The 18,538-nt window shown below is 70.7% G+C and carries 16 protein-coding genes; 9 read left to right on the top strand and 7 right to left on the bottom strand.

Annotation, left to right across the window (positions count from 1 at the left end):
* Positions 1-41 precede the first annotated feature (41 nt).
* Entirely contained in the window at positions 42-254 is a 213-nt protein-coding gene (locus EJC51_RS14500; RefSeq protein ID WP_126271458.1) for a hypothetical protein, read from the top strand.
* Between the two features lie 42 nt (positions 255-296).
* Here EJC51_RS14500 and EJC51_RS14495 read toward each other — a convergent pair whose 3' ends face one another.
* The 3 genes from EJC51_RS14495 to EJC51_RS14485 form a co-directional block, all read right to left on the bottom strand.
* Positions 297-1,376, bottom strand: a complete 1,080-nt coding sequence (locus EJC51_RS14495) for a S1C family serine protease (protein WP_126271457.1) — start codon at positions 1,374-1,376, stop codon at positions 297-299.
* A 59-nt stretch (positions 1,377-1,435) separates the two neighbouring features.
* The gene (locus tag EJC51_RS14490) at positions 1,436-2,140 is read right to left on the bottom strand and encodes a class I SAM-dependent methyltransferase (RefSeq protein WP_126276950.1); all 705 of its coding nucleotides are present in this window, start codon (positions 2,138-2,140) and stop codon (positions 1,436-1,438) included.
* A 77-nt stretch (positions 2,141-2,217) separates the two neighbouring features.
* Positions 2,218-2,892: a DUF3043 domain-containing protein gene (locus EJC51_RS14485; RefSeq protein ID WP_126271456.1), complete on the bottom strand. Its 675-nt coding sequence runs from the start codon at positions 2,890-2,892 to the stop codon at positions 2,218-2,220.
* A 232-nt stretch (positions 2,893-3,124) separates the two neighbouring features.
* Between EJC51_RS14485 and EJC51_RS14480 the strand changes: the two genes are divergently transcribed.
* The 6 genes from EJC51_RS14480 (at position 3,125) to EJC51_RS14455 (ending at position 11,893) form a co-directional block, all read left to right on the top strand.
* The gene (locus EJC51_RS14480) at positions 3,125-3,892 is read left to right on the top strand and encodes a PspA/IM30 family protein (RefSeq protein ID WP_244363389.1); all 768 of its coding nucleotides are present in this window, start codon (positions 3,125-3,127) and stop codon (positions 3,890-3,892) included.
* 32 nt (positions 3,893-3,924) lie between these two features.
* Positions 3,925-4,203 (top strand): PspA-associated protein PspAA, encoded by a 279-nt coding sequence (gene pspAA / locus EJC51_RS14475; RefSeq protein ID WP_126271454.1) that lies wholly within the window; start codon positions 3,925-3,927, stop codon positions 4,201-4,203.
* 69 nt (positions 4,204-4,272) lie between these two features.
* Positions 4,273-5,490: a sensor histidine kinase gene (locus EJC51_RS14470; RefSeq protein WP_126271453.1), complete on the top strand. Its 1,218-nt coding sequence runs from the start codon at positions 4,273-4,275 to the stop codon at positions 5,488-5,490.
* Positions 5,491-5,617: 127 nt separating this feature from the next.
* Complete coding sequence (locus EJC51_RS14465; protein WP_126271452.1) at positions 5,618-6,301, top strand: response regulator; 684 nt, start codon at positions 5,618-5,620, stop codon at positions 6,299-6,301.
* 135 nt (positions 6,302-6,436) lie between these two features.
* Positions 6,437-9,544: an efflux RND transporter permease subunit gene (locus EJC51_RS14460; protein WP_126271451.1), complete on the top strand. Its 3,108-nt coding sequence runs from the start codon at positions 6,437-6,439 to the stop codon at positions 9,542-9,544.
* A gap of 99 nt (positions 9,545-9,643) precedes the next feature.
* Positions 9,644-11,893: a protein kinase domain-containing protein gene (locus EJC51_RS14455; protein WP_126271450.1), complete on the top strand. Its 2,250-nt coding sequence runs from the start codon at positions 9,644-9,646 to the stop codon at positions 11,891-11,893.
* An 11-nt stretch (positions 11,894-11,904) separates the two neighbouring features.
* On the opposite strand, the gene nadA is transcribed toward EJC51_RS14455, so the two are convergent.
* On the bottom strand, positions 11,905-13,089 hold the full coding sequence (gene nadA, locus EJC51_RS14450) for a quinolinate synthase NadA (protein ID WP_126271449.1): 1,185 nt from the start codon (positions 13,087-13,089) through the stop codon (positions 11,905-11,907).
* A gap of 243 nt (positions 13,090-13,332) precedes the next feature.
* On the opposite strand from nadA, the gene EJC51_RS14445 reads away from it, so the two are divergent.
* Entirely contained in the window at positions 13,333-13,689 is a 357-nt protein-coding gene (locus EJC51_RS14445) for a HesB/IscA family protein (RefSeq protein WP_030794551.1), read from the top strand.
* A 94-nt stretch (positions 13,690-13,783) separates the two neighbouring features.
* Here the strand turns inward: EJC51_RS14445 and EJC51_RS14440 are convergent, their stop codons facing one another.
* Complete coding sequence (locus EJC51_RS14440) at positions 13,784-15,553, bottom strand: hypothetical protein (protein ID WP_244362621.1); 1,770 nt, start codon at positions 15,551-15,553, stop codon at positions 13,784-13,786.
* Between the two features lie 174 nt (positions 15,554-15,727).
* A complete protein-coding gene (locus tag EJC51_RS14435; RefSeq protein ID WP_126271448.1) occupies positions 15,728-15,937 on the bottom strand; it encodes a hypothetical protein in 210 nt (69 codons plus the stop codon).
* A gap of 133 nt (positions 15,938-16,070) precedes the next feature.
* Here EJC51_RS14435 and EJC51_RS14430 point away from each other — a divergent pair, with 133 nt between their 5' ends.
* Positions 16,071-17,045, top strand: coding sequence for a carbohydrate kinase family protein (locus tag EJC51_RS14430; protein ID WP_126271447.1), 975 nt, complete (start codon positions 16,071-16,073; stop codon positions 17,043-17,045).
* A gap of 4 nt (positions 17,046-17,049) precedes the next feature.
* Here EJC51_RS14430 and EJC51_RS14425 read toward each other — a convergent pair whose 3' ends face one another.
* Positions 17,050-18,414, bottom strand: coding sequence for a cysteine desulfurase/sulfurtransferase TusA family protein (locus tag EJC51_RS14425; protein ID WP_126271446.1), 1,365 nt, complete (start codon positions 18,412-18,414; stop codon positions 17,050-17,052).
* Positions 18,415-18,538: the final 124 nt, after the last annotated feature.

Below are 18,538 nucleotides of genomic sequence, written 5' to 3'. Positions count from 1 at the left end.
CCGAATAGGCTCTGAAACGCAGTCACACCTGGGAGGCGTACATGGCGGCATGGACGTGGCGATTCGAGAAGGCCGACGGGACGGAGGTCCAGCCCGCGGTGCAGCCCGAGGAGTTCACCACGCAGGGGGATGCCGAGTCCTGGGTCGGTGAGTACTGGAAGGACCTCGCCGAGGGCGGCGCCGATCAGGTGCACCTCTTCGAGGACGGCACGAAGATCTACGGTCCGATGAGCCTGCACGCCGAGGAGGCGTAGGACCTGGAAAAAGGGGGGCGGCCCGCTCGGGCCGCCCCCTTCTCACTGCTCGCCCAGCGTCACGTCCACCGTCTTCACGTCCCCGTCCCGCGTGTACGTCACCGACGTCTCGTCACCCGGCGACTCCGCGGCCAGTGCCTCGGAGAGGGACGTGATCGTGGTGATGTCGGTGGCACCCAGCTTGGTGATGATGTCGCCGGCCTCCAGGCCGGCCTTGTCCGCGGCCCCGCGGCTCTTCACCTCGACGACGGCCACCCCCGCGGCCTGGAAGCTGTCGTCGACGACCGTGCGCCCGGTGATGCCGAGCGCGGCCCGGCCCGAGTCGGTGACCTTGCCGTTCTCGACGATCTGGTCGGCGACCGTCCGCACCATGGACGCGGGGATGGCGAACCCGATCCCGGGCGCCGCGCTGTTCCCGAAGTTGGGGTCGGTCGCGGCGAGCGTCGGGATGCCGATGACCTGCGCGTCGAGGTTGACGAGGGCGCCGCCGCTGTTGCCGGGGTTGATGGCCGCGGAGGTCTGCACCATGTTGCCGATCGTCGCGCCCGTACCGCCGTCCGAGCGGCCCTCGGTGACGGTCCGTCCGGTCGCCGAGACGATGCCCTGCGTCACGCTGGACGACAGGCCGAGCGGCGAGCCCATGGCCAGCACGATCTGGCCGACCTGGACCTTCGAGGAGTCCGCGAACGTCGCCGCCCTCAGCCCGTCCGGCACCTTGTCCAGCTTGATGACGGCGAGGTCCTGCTCCGGGTAGGAGTAGACGAGCTTCGCAGACAGGGTGTTCTCGTTGTTGGCGGTGGTGACCTGGAAGGTCTTCTCGTTGCCGACGACGTGCGCGTTGGTGACGATGTGTCCCTTGTCGTCGTAGACCACCCCGGAGCCCAGGTCACCCGAGGCCTGGATCTGCACGACCGACGGCAGGACCTGCTTGATGACCTTCTGGTAGGCGTCCTGGAGATCGTTGTCGACGGCGGGAGCGGCGGCCTGGGTGGTCGGGTCCTGCCGCTCGCCGGCCGAACCGGAGGAACCGGAGTCGGAGCATCCGGCGAGCAGCGCGACGGAACAGGCGAGCGCGGCGAAGGGCGTGACAAGGCGTGGGGCACGGCGGCGGTGAGCGTCCATGCCCCGAGTCTCACTTCAGGGTGAATATCCGGCTTGTGCTGTACACCCGAACGGGCGCCTCAGCCCCGTACCCCGCACAGATGCAGCAGCGCCGCGACCGCCCGGTACGGATCGGTCCGCCCGGCCCGCTCCTCGGCCGCCAGCAGCGACTCCAGGTCGGCCGGGATCTCCGCCCCGTCCACCGCGGTGTCCGTGAAGACCCGTACGCCGTACCAGGCCTGGAGCGGCGCCCCGATCCCGGCGAGCGTCGCGGTCAGCGCGGCGAGCCGGTCGGCGCGTACGTCGAGGCCGAGACGGTTGGTGTAGGAGACGGTGTCGAAGGAGGCGAGAGCCGTCGCCCAGTCACCGGACAGCCCGGGCCGCATGGCCAGCGCGTCGGCGTTGCGCACCAGCAGCGACACCAGCCCGCCCGGCGCGAGCATCCGCCCCAGGCCCGCCAGCAGGGCGTCCGGCTCCTCGACGTACATCAGCACGCCATGGCACAGCACCACGTCGAAGCTGCCGGGCAGGAAGTGCACCCCGGTGTCCCGGCCGTCGCTCTGGACCAGCCGCACCCGCTCCCGGATGCCCTCCGGCTCACCCGCCAGGGACTCCCGGGCGGCGGCGAGCATCGTCGCGTCCTTCTCGACACCGGTCACCTGGTGACCGGCCCGGGCCAGACGCAGCGCCTGCGTGCCCTGGCCCATGCCCACGTCGAGCACGCGCAGCCGCTGCCCGACCGGGAAACGTCCCGCTATCTGCTCGTCGAGCTGCCGGGCGACCAGCTCCTGTCGTACGACGTCCCGCAGTCCGCCCAGCTTGTTCAGCCAGGCTTCCGCGCCCCCGGTGAACGGCGTAGTGCTCAGGGCCGCTCTCCGCGCTTGACCTGCGGCTTGGGCAGCCGGAGCCGGCGCATCTGGAGGGAGCGCATGAGGGCGTAGGCCACCGCGCCCTTCCGGTTGTGGTCCGGGAAGCGCTCGGCGAGCCGCTTCTTCAGGCGGAAGGCGGTGAGGATCGAGTCGAGCACGATCAGCACGATCACGACGAGCCACAGCAGCAGCGCGATGCTCTGGAGCGAGCCCACCTGCACCATGCTCAGCACGAGGATGATCACGGCCATCGGCAGGAAGAACTCCGCCACGTTGAACCGCGCGTCGATGGTGTCGCGGGCGAGCTTGCGGACCGGGCCCTTGTCACGCGCGGGCAGGTACCGCTCGTCGCCGCCGGCCAGCGCCTGGCGCTGCCTCTCCATCGCGGCACGACGCTCGTCGCGCTGGCGCCGGGCGGCGTCCTTGCGCGTCATCGACGTGTTGGCGACGCTGCGGCGCTGGGACTGCGCCTCACTCCGCTTGGGAGTGGGGCGACCCTTGGGGGCCTGCGGATCGCGGGGCTGCTTGGAGTCGGTCACCGGGGCCTGGGCGGCGGTGGCCTTCTCTTCCTTGGTGGCACGGCTACGGAACACAAAACCCAAGGGTACGGGGTGCCCGGGGTTGGACCCCAGCCCGGTGGGGAACGATCCGGCAACACCAGTCGTCATGTAGGGGGACAGAGGGGACGTCCGGTGACCGACTGCTCACCCTGAAGGTCACCTACTCCTCACGCCGGAGCAAGGCCTGGGGCAGTCGTCCTTGGGGATGAGCGCATCCGTCCCCGAACAGTGCGTCAATGGATGCAGGGCCCGTACTGTGGGTTCTGTCGCAGAGCTGGAGCTGGAGTCCGTCAGAAGGGGGCGCGCGAAGCCCATGAGCGGTGTCATGAAGCGTATGGGGATGATCTTCCGCGCGAAGGCGAACAAGGCCCTTGACCGGGCCGAGGACCCTCGCGAAACCCTCGATTACTCGTACCAGAAACAGCTGGAGCTGCTCCAGAAGGTCCGCCGCGGGGTGGCCGACGTGGCCACGTCCCGCAAGCGCCTGGAACTCCAGCTGAACCAGCTGCAGTCGCAGTCCTCCAAGCTGGAGGACCAGGGCCGCAAGGCGCTCGCGCTCGGCCGTGAGGACCTCGCCCGCGAGGCACTGTCCCGCCGGGCCGCCCTCCAGCAGCAGGTCACGGACCTGGAGACCCAGCACGCGACGCTCCAGGGCGAGGAGGAGAAGCTCACCCTGGCGGCCCAGCGGCTCCAGGCCAAGGTCGACGCCTTCCGGACGAAGAAGGAGACCATCAAGGCCACCTACACGGCGGCCCAGGCCCAGACCCGGATCGGCGAGGCCTTCTCCGGCATCTCCGAGGAGATGGGCGACGTGGGCATGGCCATCCAGCGCGCCGAGGACAAGACGGCCCAGCTCCAGGCCCGCGCCGGCGCCATCGACGAACTCCTCGCCTCCGGCGCCCTCGACGACCAGTCCGGCATGCACAAGGACGACATCCAGGCCGAGCTGGACCGGCTCTCCGGTGGTACGGATGTAGAGCTGGAACTGCAGCGCATGAAGGCCGAGCTGGCCGGAGGCTCCTCCTCCCAGCAGGCCATCGAGGGTGGCACGAGCCAGTCGCAGTCCCAGCAGCAGCCGCAGGACACCCCGCGCTTCGACAAGCAGTGACGGACGGCGGGGCCCACGCCTAGGAGGGCGACATGATCGTACGGATCATGGGGGAGGGGCAGGTGAGGCTGGCTGACAGCCACCTCACCGAGCTGAACAAGCTGGACGACGAGCTGTTGGCCGAGATGGAGAACGGCGACGGCCCCGGCTTCCGCCGCACCTTCGACGCCCTCCTGGCCAAGGTCAGGGAGCTCGGCGACCCGGTGCCGGACGACTCCCTGGAACCTTCGGACCTCATCCTCCCGTCCCCGGACGCGACGCTGGACGAGGTCAGGGAGATGCTCAGCGACGACGGGTTGATCCCGGGGTGACTTCTTAGCGCTGTCCGGGGGCGGGAGCCCCCGGTGACGGCCACGGAGGCGCCCCGTACCTTGTCAGACGTGAGTACCGTCGACCGCGTCCGGCACCAGCTGAAGGCGCACCCCATGGCGCTGGACGCGATCCTCGCGGTCGGCGTCCTCGCCTGCATGGTGGTCGGCTCCTTCGTGGACCCCCGCGGCCCCGACGGAGTGACCTGGGGCATCCGCACCCCGGACCCGCTCAGCCTCGTCCTCATCGGCCTCAGCGCCGCCGCGCTCGTCTTCCGCCGCCGCGCCCCCATCACGGTCCTCGCCCTCACCGGCACCTTCTCGATCGTCGAGTGCGTCACCGGCGACCCGCGCGCCCCCGTCGCCATGTCCGCGGTGATCGCCCTCTACACCGTCGCCTCCACCACCGACCGTCCCACCACCTGGCGGGTCGGCCTGCTCACGATGACCGTCCTCACCGCCGCCGCCATGCTCGGCGGCCCGCTGCCCTGGTACGCCCAGGAAAACCTCGGCATCTTCGCCTGGACCGGCATCGGCGCCACCGCGGGCGACGCGGTCCGCAGCCGCCGCGCCTTCGTGCAGGCCATCCAGGACCGCGCCGAGAAGGCGGAACGCACCCGCGAGGAGGAGGCCCGCCGCCGCGTCGCCGAGGAGCGGCTGCGGATCGCCCGCGATCTGCACGACGTCGTCGCCCATCACATCGCCCTGGTCAACGTCCAGGCGGGCGTCGCCGCGCACGTCATGGACAAGCGCCCCGACCAGGCCAAGGAGGCGCTGTCCCATGTGCGCGAGGCCAGCCGCTCCGCGCTCAACGAACTCCGCGCCACCGTCGGTCTGCTCCGGCAGTCCGGCGACCCCGAGGCCCCGACCGAGCCCGCCCCCGGCCTCGACCGCCTCGACGAACTCGTCGGCACCTTCCGCAGCGCCGGCCTGCATGTCGAGGTCGCCCGCGCCGACGCCGGCACCACCCTGCCCGCCGCCGTCGACCTGGCCGCCTACCGGGTCATCCAGGAAGCCCTCACCAACGTCCAGAAGCACGCGGGCGGCGAGGCCAAGGCCGAGGTCAGCGTCGTCCGCGTGGGACCGAACATCGAGATCACCGTCCTCGACAACGGAGCCGGCGAGGAGGAACCCGCGGACGGCGGCGGGCACGGGCTGCTCGGCATGCGGGAGCGGGTCACCGCCCTGCGCGGCACCCTCACCACCGGTCCCCGTTACGGCGGCGGCTTCCGCGTCCATGCGATCCTGCCGGTCAAGACCCGCGGCCGCGGGTCTCCCGACACCGTATGAGCGACTCGCGGAACTCTGGCGCACCGCGCGGCAGTTGTCGTAGCACCGAGCCTTCCGCCGCAACCGAGACCCCCGCCGCCGTCCGGCATCTCGCCGCGACCGAACCCCCTGCCGCAGAGGACCCCGTATGACCATCCGCGTCCTGCTCGCCGACGACCAGGCCCTGCTGCGCAGCGCCTTCCGCGTGCTCGTCGACTCCGAGCCCGACATGGAGGTCGTGGGGGAGGCCTCCGACGGGGCGGAGGCCGTGCGGCTGGCCAAGGAGGAGCGGGCCGACGTCGTGCTGATGGACATCCGGATGCCCGGCACCGACGGTCTCGCCGCCACCCGCATGATCAGCGAGGACCCCTCCCTCGCCCAGGTCCGCGTGGTGATCCTGACGACGTTCGAGGTCGACGACTACGTGGTGCAGTCGCTGCGGGCCGGCGCCTCCGGCTTCCTCGGCAAGGGCAGCGAGCCCGAGGAGCTGCTCAGCGCGATCCGGATCGCGGCCGGCGGCGAGGCCCTGTTGTCCCCGGCCGCAACCAAGGGCCTCATCGCCCGCTTCCTCGCCCAGGGCGACGGCGCCGACGAGACCGCCGACCCCGCCCGCACCGCCCGTCTGGAGGCACTGACCGTGCGGGAGCGGGAGGTGCTCGTCCAGGTCGCCGGCGGGCACTCCAACGACGAGATCGCCGAGCGGCTCGAAGTCAGCCCGCTGACCGTGAAGACGCACGTCAACCGGGCCATGGCGAAACTGGGCGCGCGGGACCGGGCGCAGCTGGTGGTGATCGCCTACGAGTCGGGGCTGGTACGTCCAAGGGTGGAGTGAACTCCACCCCGGCGTACTGCGGCCGGAGTATGCGCCGGATAAGGAAATGGACCTGGGGGCTACGAAACACCAGTCCCACAGGACCCAGGGTGTAGGGGCCACTTCTGCCGCTCACAGAATTGAGATCCCTGACCCATGTCCTGGCTGTCGAAGTTCAGCCTCGCCCAGCGTGCCCTGATAGGCCTGATGTCGATCATCGCGCTCGCCTTCGGCGCGATCGCGATCCCCCAGCTCAAGCAGCAGCTGCTGCCGTCCATCGAGCTGCCCATGGTGTCCGTGCTGGCCCCTTACCAGGGCGCTTCCCCGGACGTCGTCGAGAAGCAGGTCGTCGAGCCCATCGAGGACAGCCTCGAAGCCGTCGACGGCATCGAGGGCGTCACCTCGACGGCCAGTGAGGGCAACGCCGTGATCATGGCGTCCTTCGACTACGGCCCCGACACCAAGCAGCTCGTCGCCGACGTCCAGCAGGCCGTCAACCGGGCCCGCGTGCAGCTCCCGGACTCCGTGGACCCGCAGGTCATCGCCGGTTCCACGGACGACATGCCGACCGTCGTCCTCGCCGTCACCTCCGACAAGGACCAGCAGGCCCTCGCCGACCAGCTCGACAAGACGGTCGTGCCGGAGCTGAAGTCCGTCGACGGCGTCGGCCAGGTCACCGTCGACGGCGTCCGTGACCTCCAGGTCACCGTCACCCCGGACGACGCCAAGCTCGCGAAGGCCGGTCTCACCTCGGCCGCCCTCGCCCAGGCCCTCCAGGCGGGCGGCGCGACCGTCCCGGCCGGCTCCTTCGACGAGGCCGGCGCCAACCGCACCGTGCAGGTCGGCGGCGGCTTCACCTCGGTCGCGCAGATCCAGGACCTGATGGTCACGGGTACGACCGGGAAGAAGCCCGTCCGTCTCGGTGATGTGGCCGACGTGAAGCAGGAGGAGGCCGCCGCCGACTCCCTCACCCGCACCGACGGCAAGCCCAGCCTCGCCGTCATGGTCACCATGGACAAGGACGGCAGCGCGGTCTCCATCTCCGACGCCGTCGAGGACAAGCTGCCCGCCCTGCGCAAGGACCTCGGCGGCGGCTCCGAGATCACCGTCGTCTCCGACCAGGGCCCCGCGGTCGCCAAGGCCATCGAGGGCCTGACCACCGAGGGCGCGCTCGGCCTGCTCTTCGCGGTCCTCGTCATCCTGGTCTTCCTGGCGTCCGTCCGCTCCACCCTCGTCACGGCCGTCTCCATCCCGCTGTCGGTGGTGCTGGCGCTCATCGTGCTGTGGACGCGTGACCTGTCCCTGAACATGCTCACGCTGGGCGCGCTGACCATCGCCATCGGCCGGGTCGTCGACGACTCGATCGTGGTCCTGGAGAACATCAAGCGCCATCTCGGCTACGGCGAGGAGCGCCAGGACGCCATCCTCAAGGCGGTCCGCGAGGTCGCCGGCGCGGTCACCTCCTCCACCCTCACCACGGTCGCCGTGTTCCTGCCGATCGGCCTGGTCGGCGGCATGGTGGGCGAGCTGTTCGGCTCCTTCAGCCTGACCGTGACGGCGGCGCTGCTCGCGTCCCTCGTCGTCTCGCTGACGGTCGTGCCCGTCCTGTCGTACTGGTTCCTGCGCGCCCCGAAGAACACCCCCGAGGACGCGGAGGAGGCCCGCCGCCTCGCCGAGGAGAAGGAGGCGCGGAGCAGGCTCCAGCGGCTCTACGTCCCCGTCCTGCGGTTCGCGACCCGGCGGCGGCTGACCAGCGTGCTGATCGCGGTCGTCATCCTCATCGGCACGTTCGGCATGTCCGGGCTGCTGAAGACGAACTTCTTCGACCAGGGCGAGCAGGAAGTCCTCACCGTCAAGCAGGAGCTGAAGCCCGGCACCAGCCTGGCCGCGACCGACGCGCAGGCGAGGAAGGTCGAGAAGCTGCTCGCCGACACCGAGGGCGTCAAGGACTACCAGGTCACCATCGGCTCGTCCGGCTTCATGGCGGCCTTCGGCGGCGGAACCGACACCAACCAGGCCTCCTACTCGGTGATGCTGGACGACTCGGCCTCCTCCGACGACGTCCAGGACAGCATCGAGGCCGGTTTGAAGAAGCTCGACGGCATCGGTACGACGACCATCGCGGCCGGCGACGGCTTCGGCAGCCAGGACCTGAGCGTCGTCGTGAAGGCGGCCGACCCGAACGTCCTGCGCGAGGCGTCCGAGGAAGTGCGCAAGACCGTGGCCGGCCTCGACGACGTCACCGACGTCACCAGCAACCTCGCCGAGAGCGTCCCGCGCATCTCGGTGAAGGCCAACTCCAAGGCCGCCGCGGCCGGTTTCAACGACCAGACCCTCGGCCAGGCCGTCGCCGAGGCGGTCAAGGGCACCACCGCCGCCAAGGCGATCCTCGACGACACCGAGCGCGATGTCGTCATCCGGTCGGCGAAGCCCGCCCGGACGCTGGACGAGCTGCGGAACCTGAAGCTGGGCCCGGTGAAGCTGGGTGACATCGCGACGGTGAAGCTGGTGGACGGCCCGGTGTCGATGACCCGGATCGACGGTCAGCGGGCGGCGACCATCACCGCGAAGCCGACCGGCGACAACACGGGCGCGGTGAGCCAGGACCTCACGTCCAAGCTCGACGCGCTGAAGCTCCCGGCGGGCGCCACGGCCGAGATCGGCGGTGTCACCTCCGACCAGGACAGCGCGTTCAAGAACCTGGGCCTGGCGATGCTCGCGGCGATCGCGATCGTCTTCATGCTGCTGGTGGCGACGTTCCGTTCACTGGTCCAGCCGCTGATCCTCCTCGTCTCCATTCCGTTCGCGGCGACGGGCGCGATCGGCCTGCTGATCCTCACCGGCACCCCGATGGGCGTCCCCGCGATGATCGGCATGCTGATGCTCATCGGCATCGTGGTGACGAACGCGATCGTGCTGATCGACCTCATCAACCAGTACCGCAGGCAGGGGTACGCGACGGTCGACGCCGTCATCGAGGGCGGCCGGCACCGGCTCCGCCCGATCCTGATGACGGCCCTGGCGACGATCTTCGCCCTGCTCCCGATGGCCCTCGGGGTCACCGGCGAGGGCGGCTTCATCGCCCAGCCGCTGGCCGTCGTCGTGATCGGTGGTCTGATCACCTCGACGCTGCTGACCCTGCTCCTGGTCCCGACGCTCTACACGATGCTGGAGCTCCGCAAGGAGCGCCGCGCGAAGAAGCGGGCCCTGAAGCGGGAGAAGAAGGCGGAGGCACCGGCCCAGCCGGAACCCGCGGGAGTGTGACCAACCCCTGAGAGGGCGGCCGGGCGACCGGCCGCCCTCGCTCTTCGCGTGCGTATTCTGTGGCCTCGAACTGCCGTGCGCGGGAAGGGACATACGGTCGTGCCACTGCACAAGGACGACCCGAAGTCGGTCGGCGGGTACAAGCTGGTCGACCGGCTCGGCTCCGGCGGCATGGGCGTCGTCTACTGGGGCAGATCGCGCTCGGGCCGCGACGTCGCCGTCAAGGTGGTGCACGCCCAGTACGCGGAGGACAAGGTCTTCCGCGCCCGCTTCCGCCAGGAGATCGAGGCCGTCCGCAAGGTCAGCGGCGCCTTCACCGCGCCCGTGGTGGACGCCGACCCGGAGGCGGTACGGCCCTGGATGGCGACCCAGTACGTCCCCGGCAGCTCCCTCGCCGAACGCATCCGCGACCACGGCGCCCTCAAGGGCCCCCAACTGCGGCGGCTGGCCCTGGGGTTGGTGGAGGCGCTGCGGGACATCCACCGGGCCGGAGTCGTCCACCGGGACCTCAAGCCCGCCAACGTCCTGATGGCCGAGGACGGCCCCCGCGTCATCGACTTCGGCATCTCCCGCGCCGCCGAGAACCACCAGACCCTCACCGAGACCGGCCAGATGATCGGCACCCCGCCGTTCATGTCCCCGGAACAGTTCACCGACGCCCGCACGGTCGGACCCGCCTCGGACGTCTTCTCACTCGCCGCGCTCCTCGTCTTCTCGGCCACCGGCCGCGGCCCCTTCGACGCCGACAGCCCGTACATGACCGCGTTCCGGGTCGTCCACGAGCCACCCGGACTGGACGGCGTACCGGAGCGGTTGCGGGCGGTCCTGGAGCGCTGCCTGGTCAAGGACCCCGCCGAACGGCCCCCGCTGGACGTCCTGGCCAAGGAGTTCGCCGAGGCCCTGCCCGAGCCGGACCCCATGGACCCGGACACCACGATGCTCAGCCTGGGCGATCTGCGGACCGTCGAGGAGACGTACGCCGGGACCGGCTCGGCCGCCCCGGCGACGAGCGGGCGTCGCCGGCGCCGGCTCCGCCCCCTGCTGGTGGCGGCCGGCACCGTCGGCGCGCTGGCCCTGGGGACGCTCGGGTACGCGCAGTTCGGGGTCTCGGACGACCCCTCGGCGGCCAGCGACGACCCGGGTTCCCGATGGGCGCCCGCGCCGCTGCCCGACGGCTGGCAGCCCTGGCGGACCACGGTGGCCGAGCCGGCGCGGTGGGGCGAGATCCAGCCGCTGGGCGCGGCGGACGGTGAGGTCGGCGACGCCTCCTGCGTGCGCAGCGGGGACGCCGTCTACTGCGCGGGCGCCAACGTGCTCCCCGAACGCCTGGACGCGCGCACCGGCGACACGCTCTGGCGTGCCTCCCTGGCCTCGACCGGCGGCGCGAAGAAGACCTACGACGCCTCGATCCTCGGCGTGCACGACGGCACGGTGCTGATCCGGCAGTCCGTCGCCGGCGTGGACTCCTCACGGGCCACGGTCCATGTCATCGCCCTCGACGCGCAGCGCGGCGACGAGCTGTGGCGGCGCGAGGTGAACGACCAGAACGCCCAGCTGATCCTGTCGCGCGAGATCGTCCTGACCGTCGACCCCGGCGGCAGGATCGTGACGGCCCGCGACCCGCGCACCGGCCTGGACCGCTGGACCAGCGAGCTGCCGTCCGGCAGCAACTGCGCGTTCCTGACGGCCGGCACCGCCCTGTACGAGCACTGCTTCCCGCAGCGGGGCGGTCCCGACGCGCAGCTGCTGCGCCTGGACCGGTCCGACGGCTCGGTGGTCAAGCGCATCAAGACGCCGTACGACAGCGGTGTGGCCGGCACGGTGGAGGGCCTGCTGGCGGTGCTGCCCGCGAACCACAGCGGGCCGGACGCCCTGGAGGACTCGACCTTCGGTACGGTCCTGCTGATCGAACCGGACACCGGGAAGCGCACCACGATCAAGCTGACGAAGACCTACACGGGCTCCACGACCCTGGCGGGCGGCACCCTGTGGATCACCGAGGTCGACGGCCGCGTGTCCGCCGTGAACCCGCTGACCGGCGAACAGGCGTGGCAGACGAGCACCGTCGTGGAGAACTCGGGCCCGCCCACGTACGACGCCAAGACCCGCACCGTGTTCGTGGCCGGCCCCAGCGGCCGGGTCGCCGCTCTCGACGCCGACACCGGCGAGAACCTGTGGGAGACGGGCCCCCACGCCGAGAAGATCTCCGACAGCAGCACCACCAAGGCCCGGGTGCTGCTGTACGGCGGCGCGCTGATCGCCGTCACCCCGGACGGCACGGTCTTCGGCCTCGACCCCGCAGACCCCTCGGACCCCTCAGACCCCGAGGAGGACTCCTCCTCGGGGTGATCACCAGGGTGTTACGGCAGCGCCAGCATCCGCTCCAGGGCGAGCTTCGCGAACGCCTCGGTCTCCTTGTCGACCTCGATGCGGTTGACGAGCTTGCCCTCGGCGAGCGACTCCAGCGTCCACACCAGGTGGGGGAGGTCGATGCGGTTCATGGTCGAGCAGAAGCAGACCGTCTTGTCGAGGAAGACGATCTCCTTGCCCTCGGGCGCGAAGCGGTTGGCGAGCCGGCGTACGAGGTTCAGCTCGGTGCCGATGGCCCACTTGGAACCGGCCGGGGCCGCCTCCAGCGCCTTGATGATGTACTCGGTCGAACCGACGTAGTCCGCCGCCGCCACGACCTCGTGCTTGCACTCGGGGTGGACCAGGACGTTGACCCCTGGGATGCGCTCGCGCACGTCGTTGACCGAGTCCAGCGAGAACCGGCCGTGCACCGAGCAGTGGCCGCGCCACAGGATCATCTTCGCGGCACGCAGCTCGTCGGCGGTCAGGCCGCCGTTCGGCTTGTGCGGGTTGTAGACGACACAGTCCTCCAGGGACATGCCCATGTCCCGGACGGCGGTGTTGCGGCCGAGGTGCTGGTCGGGCAGGAAGAGCACCTTCTCGCCCTGCTCGAACGCCCAGTCCAGCGCGCGCTCGGCATTGGACGAGGTGCAGATCAGGCCGCCGTGCTTGCCCGTGAACGCCTTGATGTCCGCGGACGAGTTCATGTAGGAGACGGGCACGACCTGCTCGGCTATCCCGGCCTCGGTCAGCACGTCCCAGCACTCGGCGACCTGCTCGGCGGTGGCCATGTCGGCCATCGAGCACCCGGCCGCGAGGTCGGGCAGCACGACCTTCTGGTCGTCGCTGGTCAGGATGTCCGCGGACTCCGCCATGAAGTGCACACCGCAGAACACGATGTACTCGGCCTCCGGGCGCGCGGCCGCGTCCCGGGCCAGCTTGAAGGAGTCGCCCGTGACGTCGGCGAACTGGATGACCTCGTCGCGCTGGTAGTGGTGGCCGAGGACGAAGACCTTGTCCCCGAGCTTCTCCTTGGCCGCACGGGCGCGCTCCACCAGGTCCGGGTCGGACGGCGAGGGCAGGTCGCCGGGGCACTCCACACCCCGCTCGCTCTTCGGGTCGGCCTCACGGCCGAGGAGCAGCAGGGCGAGGGGCGTCGGCTGTACGTCGAGCTCCTGGGTCTGGGCGGTGGTCACGACACGCACCCTTTCTACTTTTCGTCGTTCTGACGTTATCTATCATAACCCGGTTCACGTCACTTTGACGATGGTCATTGCGTCGATGTGACATGAATCCCGACGCGGCATTTTCCGCCGCCTGTCAGGTGTGCGAGCATGAAGAAGACGCCGGAAAAACGGCGCCCGGCCCGGAATGAATCCGCGGCCTTGCCGGTTGCACCAGTCGGCAAGCAGTCTCCGTACAACCCGGGAGAGATGTAGATGTCCGTATCGGACGAGACCAGCACCGTCACCGACGGCATCATCCTGTCCGACGCCGCCGCGGCGAAGGTCAAGGCCCTGCTCGACCAGGAAGGCCGTGACGACCTGGCCCTGCGTGTCGCCGTCCAGCCCGGTGGCTGCTCCGGCCTGCGCTACCAGCTCTTCTTCGACGAGCGCTCGCTCGACGGTGACGTCGTCAAGGACTTCGACGGCGTGAAGGTCGTCACCGACCGCATGAGCGCCCCGTACCTGGGCGGCGCGTCCATCGACTTCGTCGACACCATCGAGAAGCAGGGCTTCACGATCGACAACCCCAACGCGACGGGCTCCTGCGCCTGCGGCGACTCCTTCAGCTAAGCCCCACGGCTCAGCCGAAGAACCGAACACACGCGAAGGCGGCGGCCCCCTCCGACAGGGCCGCCGCCTTCAGCTGTTCTCCGGGGCTTCGGGGCTACCGCGCCCCGGAGGTGTTCGGCAGCCGGGCCCCCGCCTTCTCCAGCGGGATCTCCTTGCCGTCCGAGCCGACGACCTTCCGGTCGCCCAACGGCTCATCCAGCCGCACGCTCTGGTGGTACACCTTGGCGATCATGATGCAGACCTTGTCCGGCCAGGGCGTCTCGGTCACCGTGACGGTCACCTTGTCCGAGCCCTCGACCGCGGCCGCCTTGTAGTCGGCGCAGACACCGCCCGTGAAGCTCACCGTCAGCTCGTTCCCGTCGGCGGTGTAGCCGTCCACCTGCACGTCCCGGGTGGCCGGCGCCGCGGTCGGCTCGTCGGAACCCGGCCCGGTCGGCCGCGGGCTCGGTGGAGCGGTCGGCTCGCCGCTCGGCACCGCGGACGGCGTCGGCGAGGCGATGTACTTCGGGTCGACCGCCGGATACGTCACCGTGAACGGGTCCTGCGCCCCCGCCGCCTTCACCTCGAACAGCCAGGACGGCACCAGCGTCTGCCGCGCGTCCACATACTGCGCGGCAAGCCCGAACACGGCCTTCTCGACGGTGATGGTGTCCTGCTGCGCGGGCTGCGGTGTACCGGCCTTCGGAGCGCCGGACGACGACGAACCGCAGGGCGCCTCCAGGCGGTCCTTCAGCGGTACGGGACTGGCGCAGCCGCCGATCCCCATCCGATGGTCGGCCGCCGGCCGCGCGTTCATCAGCTCCAGCGCCTTCTCCGCACCCACGACGGGGTACGTGTCACCCTTCACCGGCGCCTTCAACTGCCCGCTGCCGCCGACCACCTCGCCCCGCACATTGACCACGACGCCGGTCGTCCAGCCGTGCGTCGGCAGTCCGCCTACCACCGGATCGGCGTTCACCACCCGCTGCGCACCCATGACCTGGCTCGCGTCGATCTTCGCGTCGTCCTGCCCGACCGCCTTCAGGACCGGCGCCGCCGCCTTCCTGGCGACGTCCTCGCTCACCGGGTCGACGGCCGGGGCGGCGGGGTCGCTCGCGCACACCGTCTCGCTCTTGCAGTCGTCGGTGCCGGGCGCGTACCGGTGGAAGGTCCAGGTCCCCGGCGCGAGCTGGTTCACCTGGAGACTCGGCCCGGCGGCGTCCTGCCCGCCCACCTTCCAGGCCTTCCCCTCCAGGACCGGCGTCCCGGTCACCCCGAGCGCCTCGGCCAGCCGGGCCACCTCGTCCTCGGTGACCTCGCCGGTCGCCCGGTACACGGGCGCGGAGTCGGGGCCGTCGGGGAGCGTGCCGTCGGCCTGGTAGGTCGGGCCGTACGGGTTCGGCTCCCCGGGTGCGATGCCGCCGGTGCCGCCGCCGTCGGTGTAGCCGTCCAGATGCAGCGGCGGGGGAGTGTCGTCGCCGGGCGCCCCGGACGTCGTACCACCGTCGCCCGAGCCGCTCGCGGCGCCGGTGGCGAGATACGCCCCACCCCCGCCGACGAGCAGCACGGCGGCGGCGACGGAGGCGATGAGCACGGGGGAGCGGCGCCGGGTGGGGCGCTCGGTGTCGTCCCGCTGACCTGAGACCGCGACGACGGGCTCCTCGGGGGCACCGGATTCCTCGACGGCTTCCTCGGCGGCCGTCTCCGTGGTCTCGGCGGCCGTCTCCGTCGTTTCGCCGGTCTCCTCGGCAGCCGCCTCCGCCTCGGTGGTCTCGCCGGTCTCCTCGGCGACCGCTTCCGGGGCCTCCTCGGCAGCCTCATCGGCGCCCGTGTCCCTGTCGACGACCTCGGCGTCGTCGTCGTTGTCGGGTCGCTCGGTGTTCACCGCATTCGCTCCTTCGGCCGCGCAGCTGTCCCATTGACCCTGACCCGGCCCTGTCAAAAGGGCGAGTCGGAGGGTCGTATCCCGCATCCCCTTTACGGGGGACAGCGATGGGACGCAGCGGGGGAGCGCACGGTTCCCTTCAGCGCGCCGGGCCCAATCTCCGTAGCGCCGGGCTCAGTCTCCGTAGTCCGACATCGCGTCCAGCAGCCGGGCGGACTTCGTCGGCACCTTCACCCCGTGGATGAGGGACGGGGACACCGGGAGGGAGGCAACCCGGTCGGGGGCGGCCCAGTGCGGGACCATCCGGGCGCAGTCACCGCGCAGCGACGCCAGATCGCCGTCGAGGTCGGCCGGAGCGGGGGCAGGGGCCTTGAGGTTCGTCATGACGGCACCGTAGGCACGACGGAGCCCGCGAAGAAAGATCTACTATCGGGTAGTTTTGGCCGCTTCAGAGGCCCGTACGGACCAGGTAGCGTGAACTGTCAATCCAGTTTCTCCCCACAGGAGAGTCCACGCCGTGCGCATCGCAGTCACCGGCTCCATCGCCACCGACCACCTCATGACCTTCCCCGGCCGCTTCGCCGACCAGTTGGTCGCGGACCAGTTGCACACGGTCTCGCTCTCCTTCCTGGTCGACAACCTCGACGTCCGCCGCGGCGGCGTCGGCGCGAACATCGCCTTCGGCATGGGTCAGCTGGGCACCGAGCCGATCCTGGTCGGCGCCGCAGGCTTCGACTTCGACGAGTACCGGGCGTGGCTGGACCGCCACGGCGTCGACACCGCCTCGGTCCGTATCTCCGAGACCCTGCACACCGCCCGGTTCGTCTGCACCACCGACGCCGACCACAACCAGATCGGCTCCTTCTACACCGGTGCGATGAGCGAGGCCCGCCTCATCGAGCTCCAGACCGTCGCCGACCGCGTCGGCGGCCTCGACCTGGTCCTCATCGGCGCCGACGACCCGGAGGCGATGCTCCGCCACACGGAGGAATGCCGCTCCCGCGCCCTCCCCTTCGCCGCCGACTTCTCCCAGCAGATCGCCCGGATGAACGGCGACGAGATCCGGGTCCTGCTGGAAGGCGCCACGTACCTCTTCTCCAACGAGTACGAGAAGGGCCTCATCGAGTCCAAGACCGGCTGGACGGACGCCGAGATCCTCGCGAAGGTCGGTCACCGCGTCACCACGCTCGGCGCCCGAGGCGTACGGATCGAGAAGGCCGGCGAGGAGCCGGTCGTCGTCGGCTGCCCCGAGGAGGACCGCAAGGCCGACCCGACCGGCGTCGGCGACGCCTTCCGCGCCGGGTTCCTGTCGGGCCTGGTCTGGGGCGTCTCGCTGGAGCGGGCGGCCCAGGTGGGCTGCATGCTGGCGACCCTCGTCATCGAGACCGTCGGCACCCAGGAGTACCAGCTGCGCCGCGGCCACTTCATGGAGCGCTTCACCAAGGCGTACGGCGACGAGGCCGCGGCCGAGGTCCAGAAGCACCTGGCGTAAGGCCTTACGAGGTCCGGCGGACGAGGTAGGCAGTCCCCTTGTCCGCCGGCTCCTCACCGACGTACTCCTGCTCCCGCATCTCGCACCACGCCGGGATGTCGAGACGGGCCGCCTCGTCGTCCGACAGCACCCGCACGAGCCCGCCCACCGGCACGTCGCCGATGACCTTGGCCAGCTCGATGACCGGGATCGGGCAGCGCTTGCCGAGGGCGTCGACGAGCAGCTCGTCCGCGCGCACCACCGCGGTCGGCGTGGGTGCGCCCAGCTTCTCCCGTACGCCGTTCACCACGCCCGGCAGCACGGCGAGAAACCGCTCCACGTCCTCGGCCGCGGTCCCCGCCGGCAACGAGACCCGCACATTCCCCTCACTCAGCACCCCCATCGCCTTCAGCACATGGCTGGGCGTCAGCGTGCTGCTCGTACAGGACGAACCGGAGGAAACGGAGAATCCCTCCCGGTCCAGCTCGTGCAGCAAGGTCTCCCCGTCGACATAGAGACAGGAGAAGGTGACGATCCCCGGCAGCCGCCGCTCCGGATCGCCGACCACCTCCACATCCGCGACGAGCTCCGGCACCCGCGCCCGGATCCGCTCCGTCAGCTCCCGCAGCCGTACCGCCTCTTGAGCCGCCTCGGCCCGCACGGCCCGCAGCGAGGCCGCCGCCGCGACGATCGCGGGGAGGTTCTCGAAGCCGTATCCCCTCTCGTCCACCGGCCCTTGAGCGGCGAACCGCACCCCCTTCCGGACGACAAGCAGCCCGACTCCGGCGGGCCCACCCCATTTGTGCGCACTGCCCGCGAGAAGCGACCAGGGCCCCTCCACCGGCCCCCACGCCAGCGACTGCGCCGCGTCCACCAGCAACGGCACCCCGGCGGCCCGGCACACCTCGGCCACCTCGGCCACCGGCTGCTCGGTCCCCACCTCATGGTTGGCCGACTGGAGACAGGCGAGCGCGGTGTCCGGCCGGAGCGCGTCGGCGTAGCCGGAGGGGACGACCCGCCCCCCGCGGTCGACCGTCACCTGGGTGACCGAACCGCCCTCTTTCTCGTGCAGTTCGGCCGAATGGAGCACGGAGGAATGTTCCACGGCTGACACGATCAGGTGACGTCCCACGCGCCGCCGCCCCGCCAAGGCCCCGGCGATACCGCTGTGTACGGCATGCGTCCCTGAAGGGGTGAAGCGCAGTTCGTCCACCCGACACCCCACAGCCTCGGCAGCGGCTTCCCGAGCGGCATCGAGCAACATCCGAGCCCGCCGCCCCTCCCGGTAGAGCCGCGAAGGATCAGCCCACCCCTCGTCCAGGGAGGCCAACAGCGCCTGACGGGCTACGGGATGAAGGGGCGCACTGGATGCAGCGTCAAAGTAAGACACGCGCCAACGCTAACGCCGCCAGGGGCGCGGGGAACTGCGCTACCAGCCCAAAACAACCCGCACCCGCCAATCCAGCGAACCACCCCACCCACTAGGCACCCCTCCCCGCGAACCCCCAGAACGC

Origin of the sequence: Streptomyces aquilus (assembly GCF_003955715.1) — a bacterium.
GTDB lineage: Bacteria > Actinomycetota > Actinomycetes > Streptomycetales > Streptomycetaceae > Streptomyces > Streptomyces aquilus.
The sequence above is the reverse complement of the archived record's forward strand: the minus strand, read 5'-3'. Positions and strand labels throughout refer to the sequence as shown.

Bases quoted from the DNA above. Each gene is read 5' to 3' on its own strand.
- EJC51_RS14500 (WP_126271458.1), top strand. From the start codon at position 42: ATGGCGGCATGGACGTGGCGATTCGAGAAGGCCGACGGGACGGAGGTC.
- EJC51_RS14495 (WP_126271457.1), bottom strand. From the start codon at position 1,376: ATGGACGCTCACCGCCGCCGTGCCCCACGCCTTGTCACGCCCTTCGCC.
- EJC51_RS14485 (WP_126271456.1), bottom strand. From the start codon at position 2,892: ATGACGACTGGTGTTGCCGGATCGTTCCCCACCGGGCTGGGGTCCAAC.
- EJC51_RS14480 (WP_244363389.1), top strand. From the start codon at position 3,125: ATGATCTTCCGCGCGAAGGCGAACAAGGCCCTTGACCGGGCCGAGGAC.
- pspAA (WP_126271454.1), top strand. From the start codon at position 3,925: ATGATCGTACGGATCATGGGGGAGGGGCAGGTGAGGCTGGCTGACAGC.
- EJC51_RS14465 (WP_126271452.1), top strand. From the start codon at position 5,618: ATGACCATCCGCGTCCTGCTCGCCGACGACCAGGCCCTGCTGCGCAGC.
- EJC51_RS14460 (WP_126271451.1), top strand. From the start codon at position 6,437: ATGTCCTGGCTGTCGAAGTTCAGCCTCGCCCAGCGTGCCCTGATAGGC.
- EJC51_RS14445 (WP_030794551.1), top strand. From the start codon at position 13,333: ATGTCCGTATCGGACGAGACCAGCACCGTCACCGACGGCATCATCCTG.
- EJC51_RS14435 (WP_126271448.1), bottom strand. From the start codon at position 15,937: ATGACGAACCTCAAGGCCCCTGCCCCCGCTCCGGCCGACCTCGACGGC.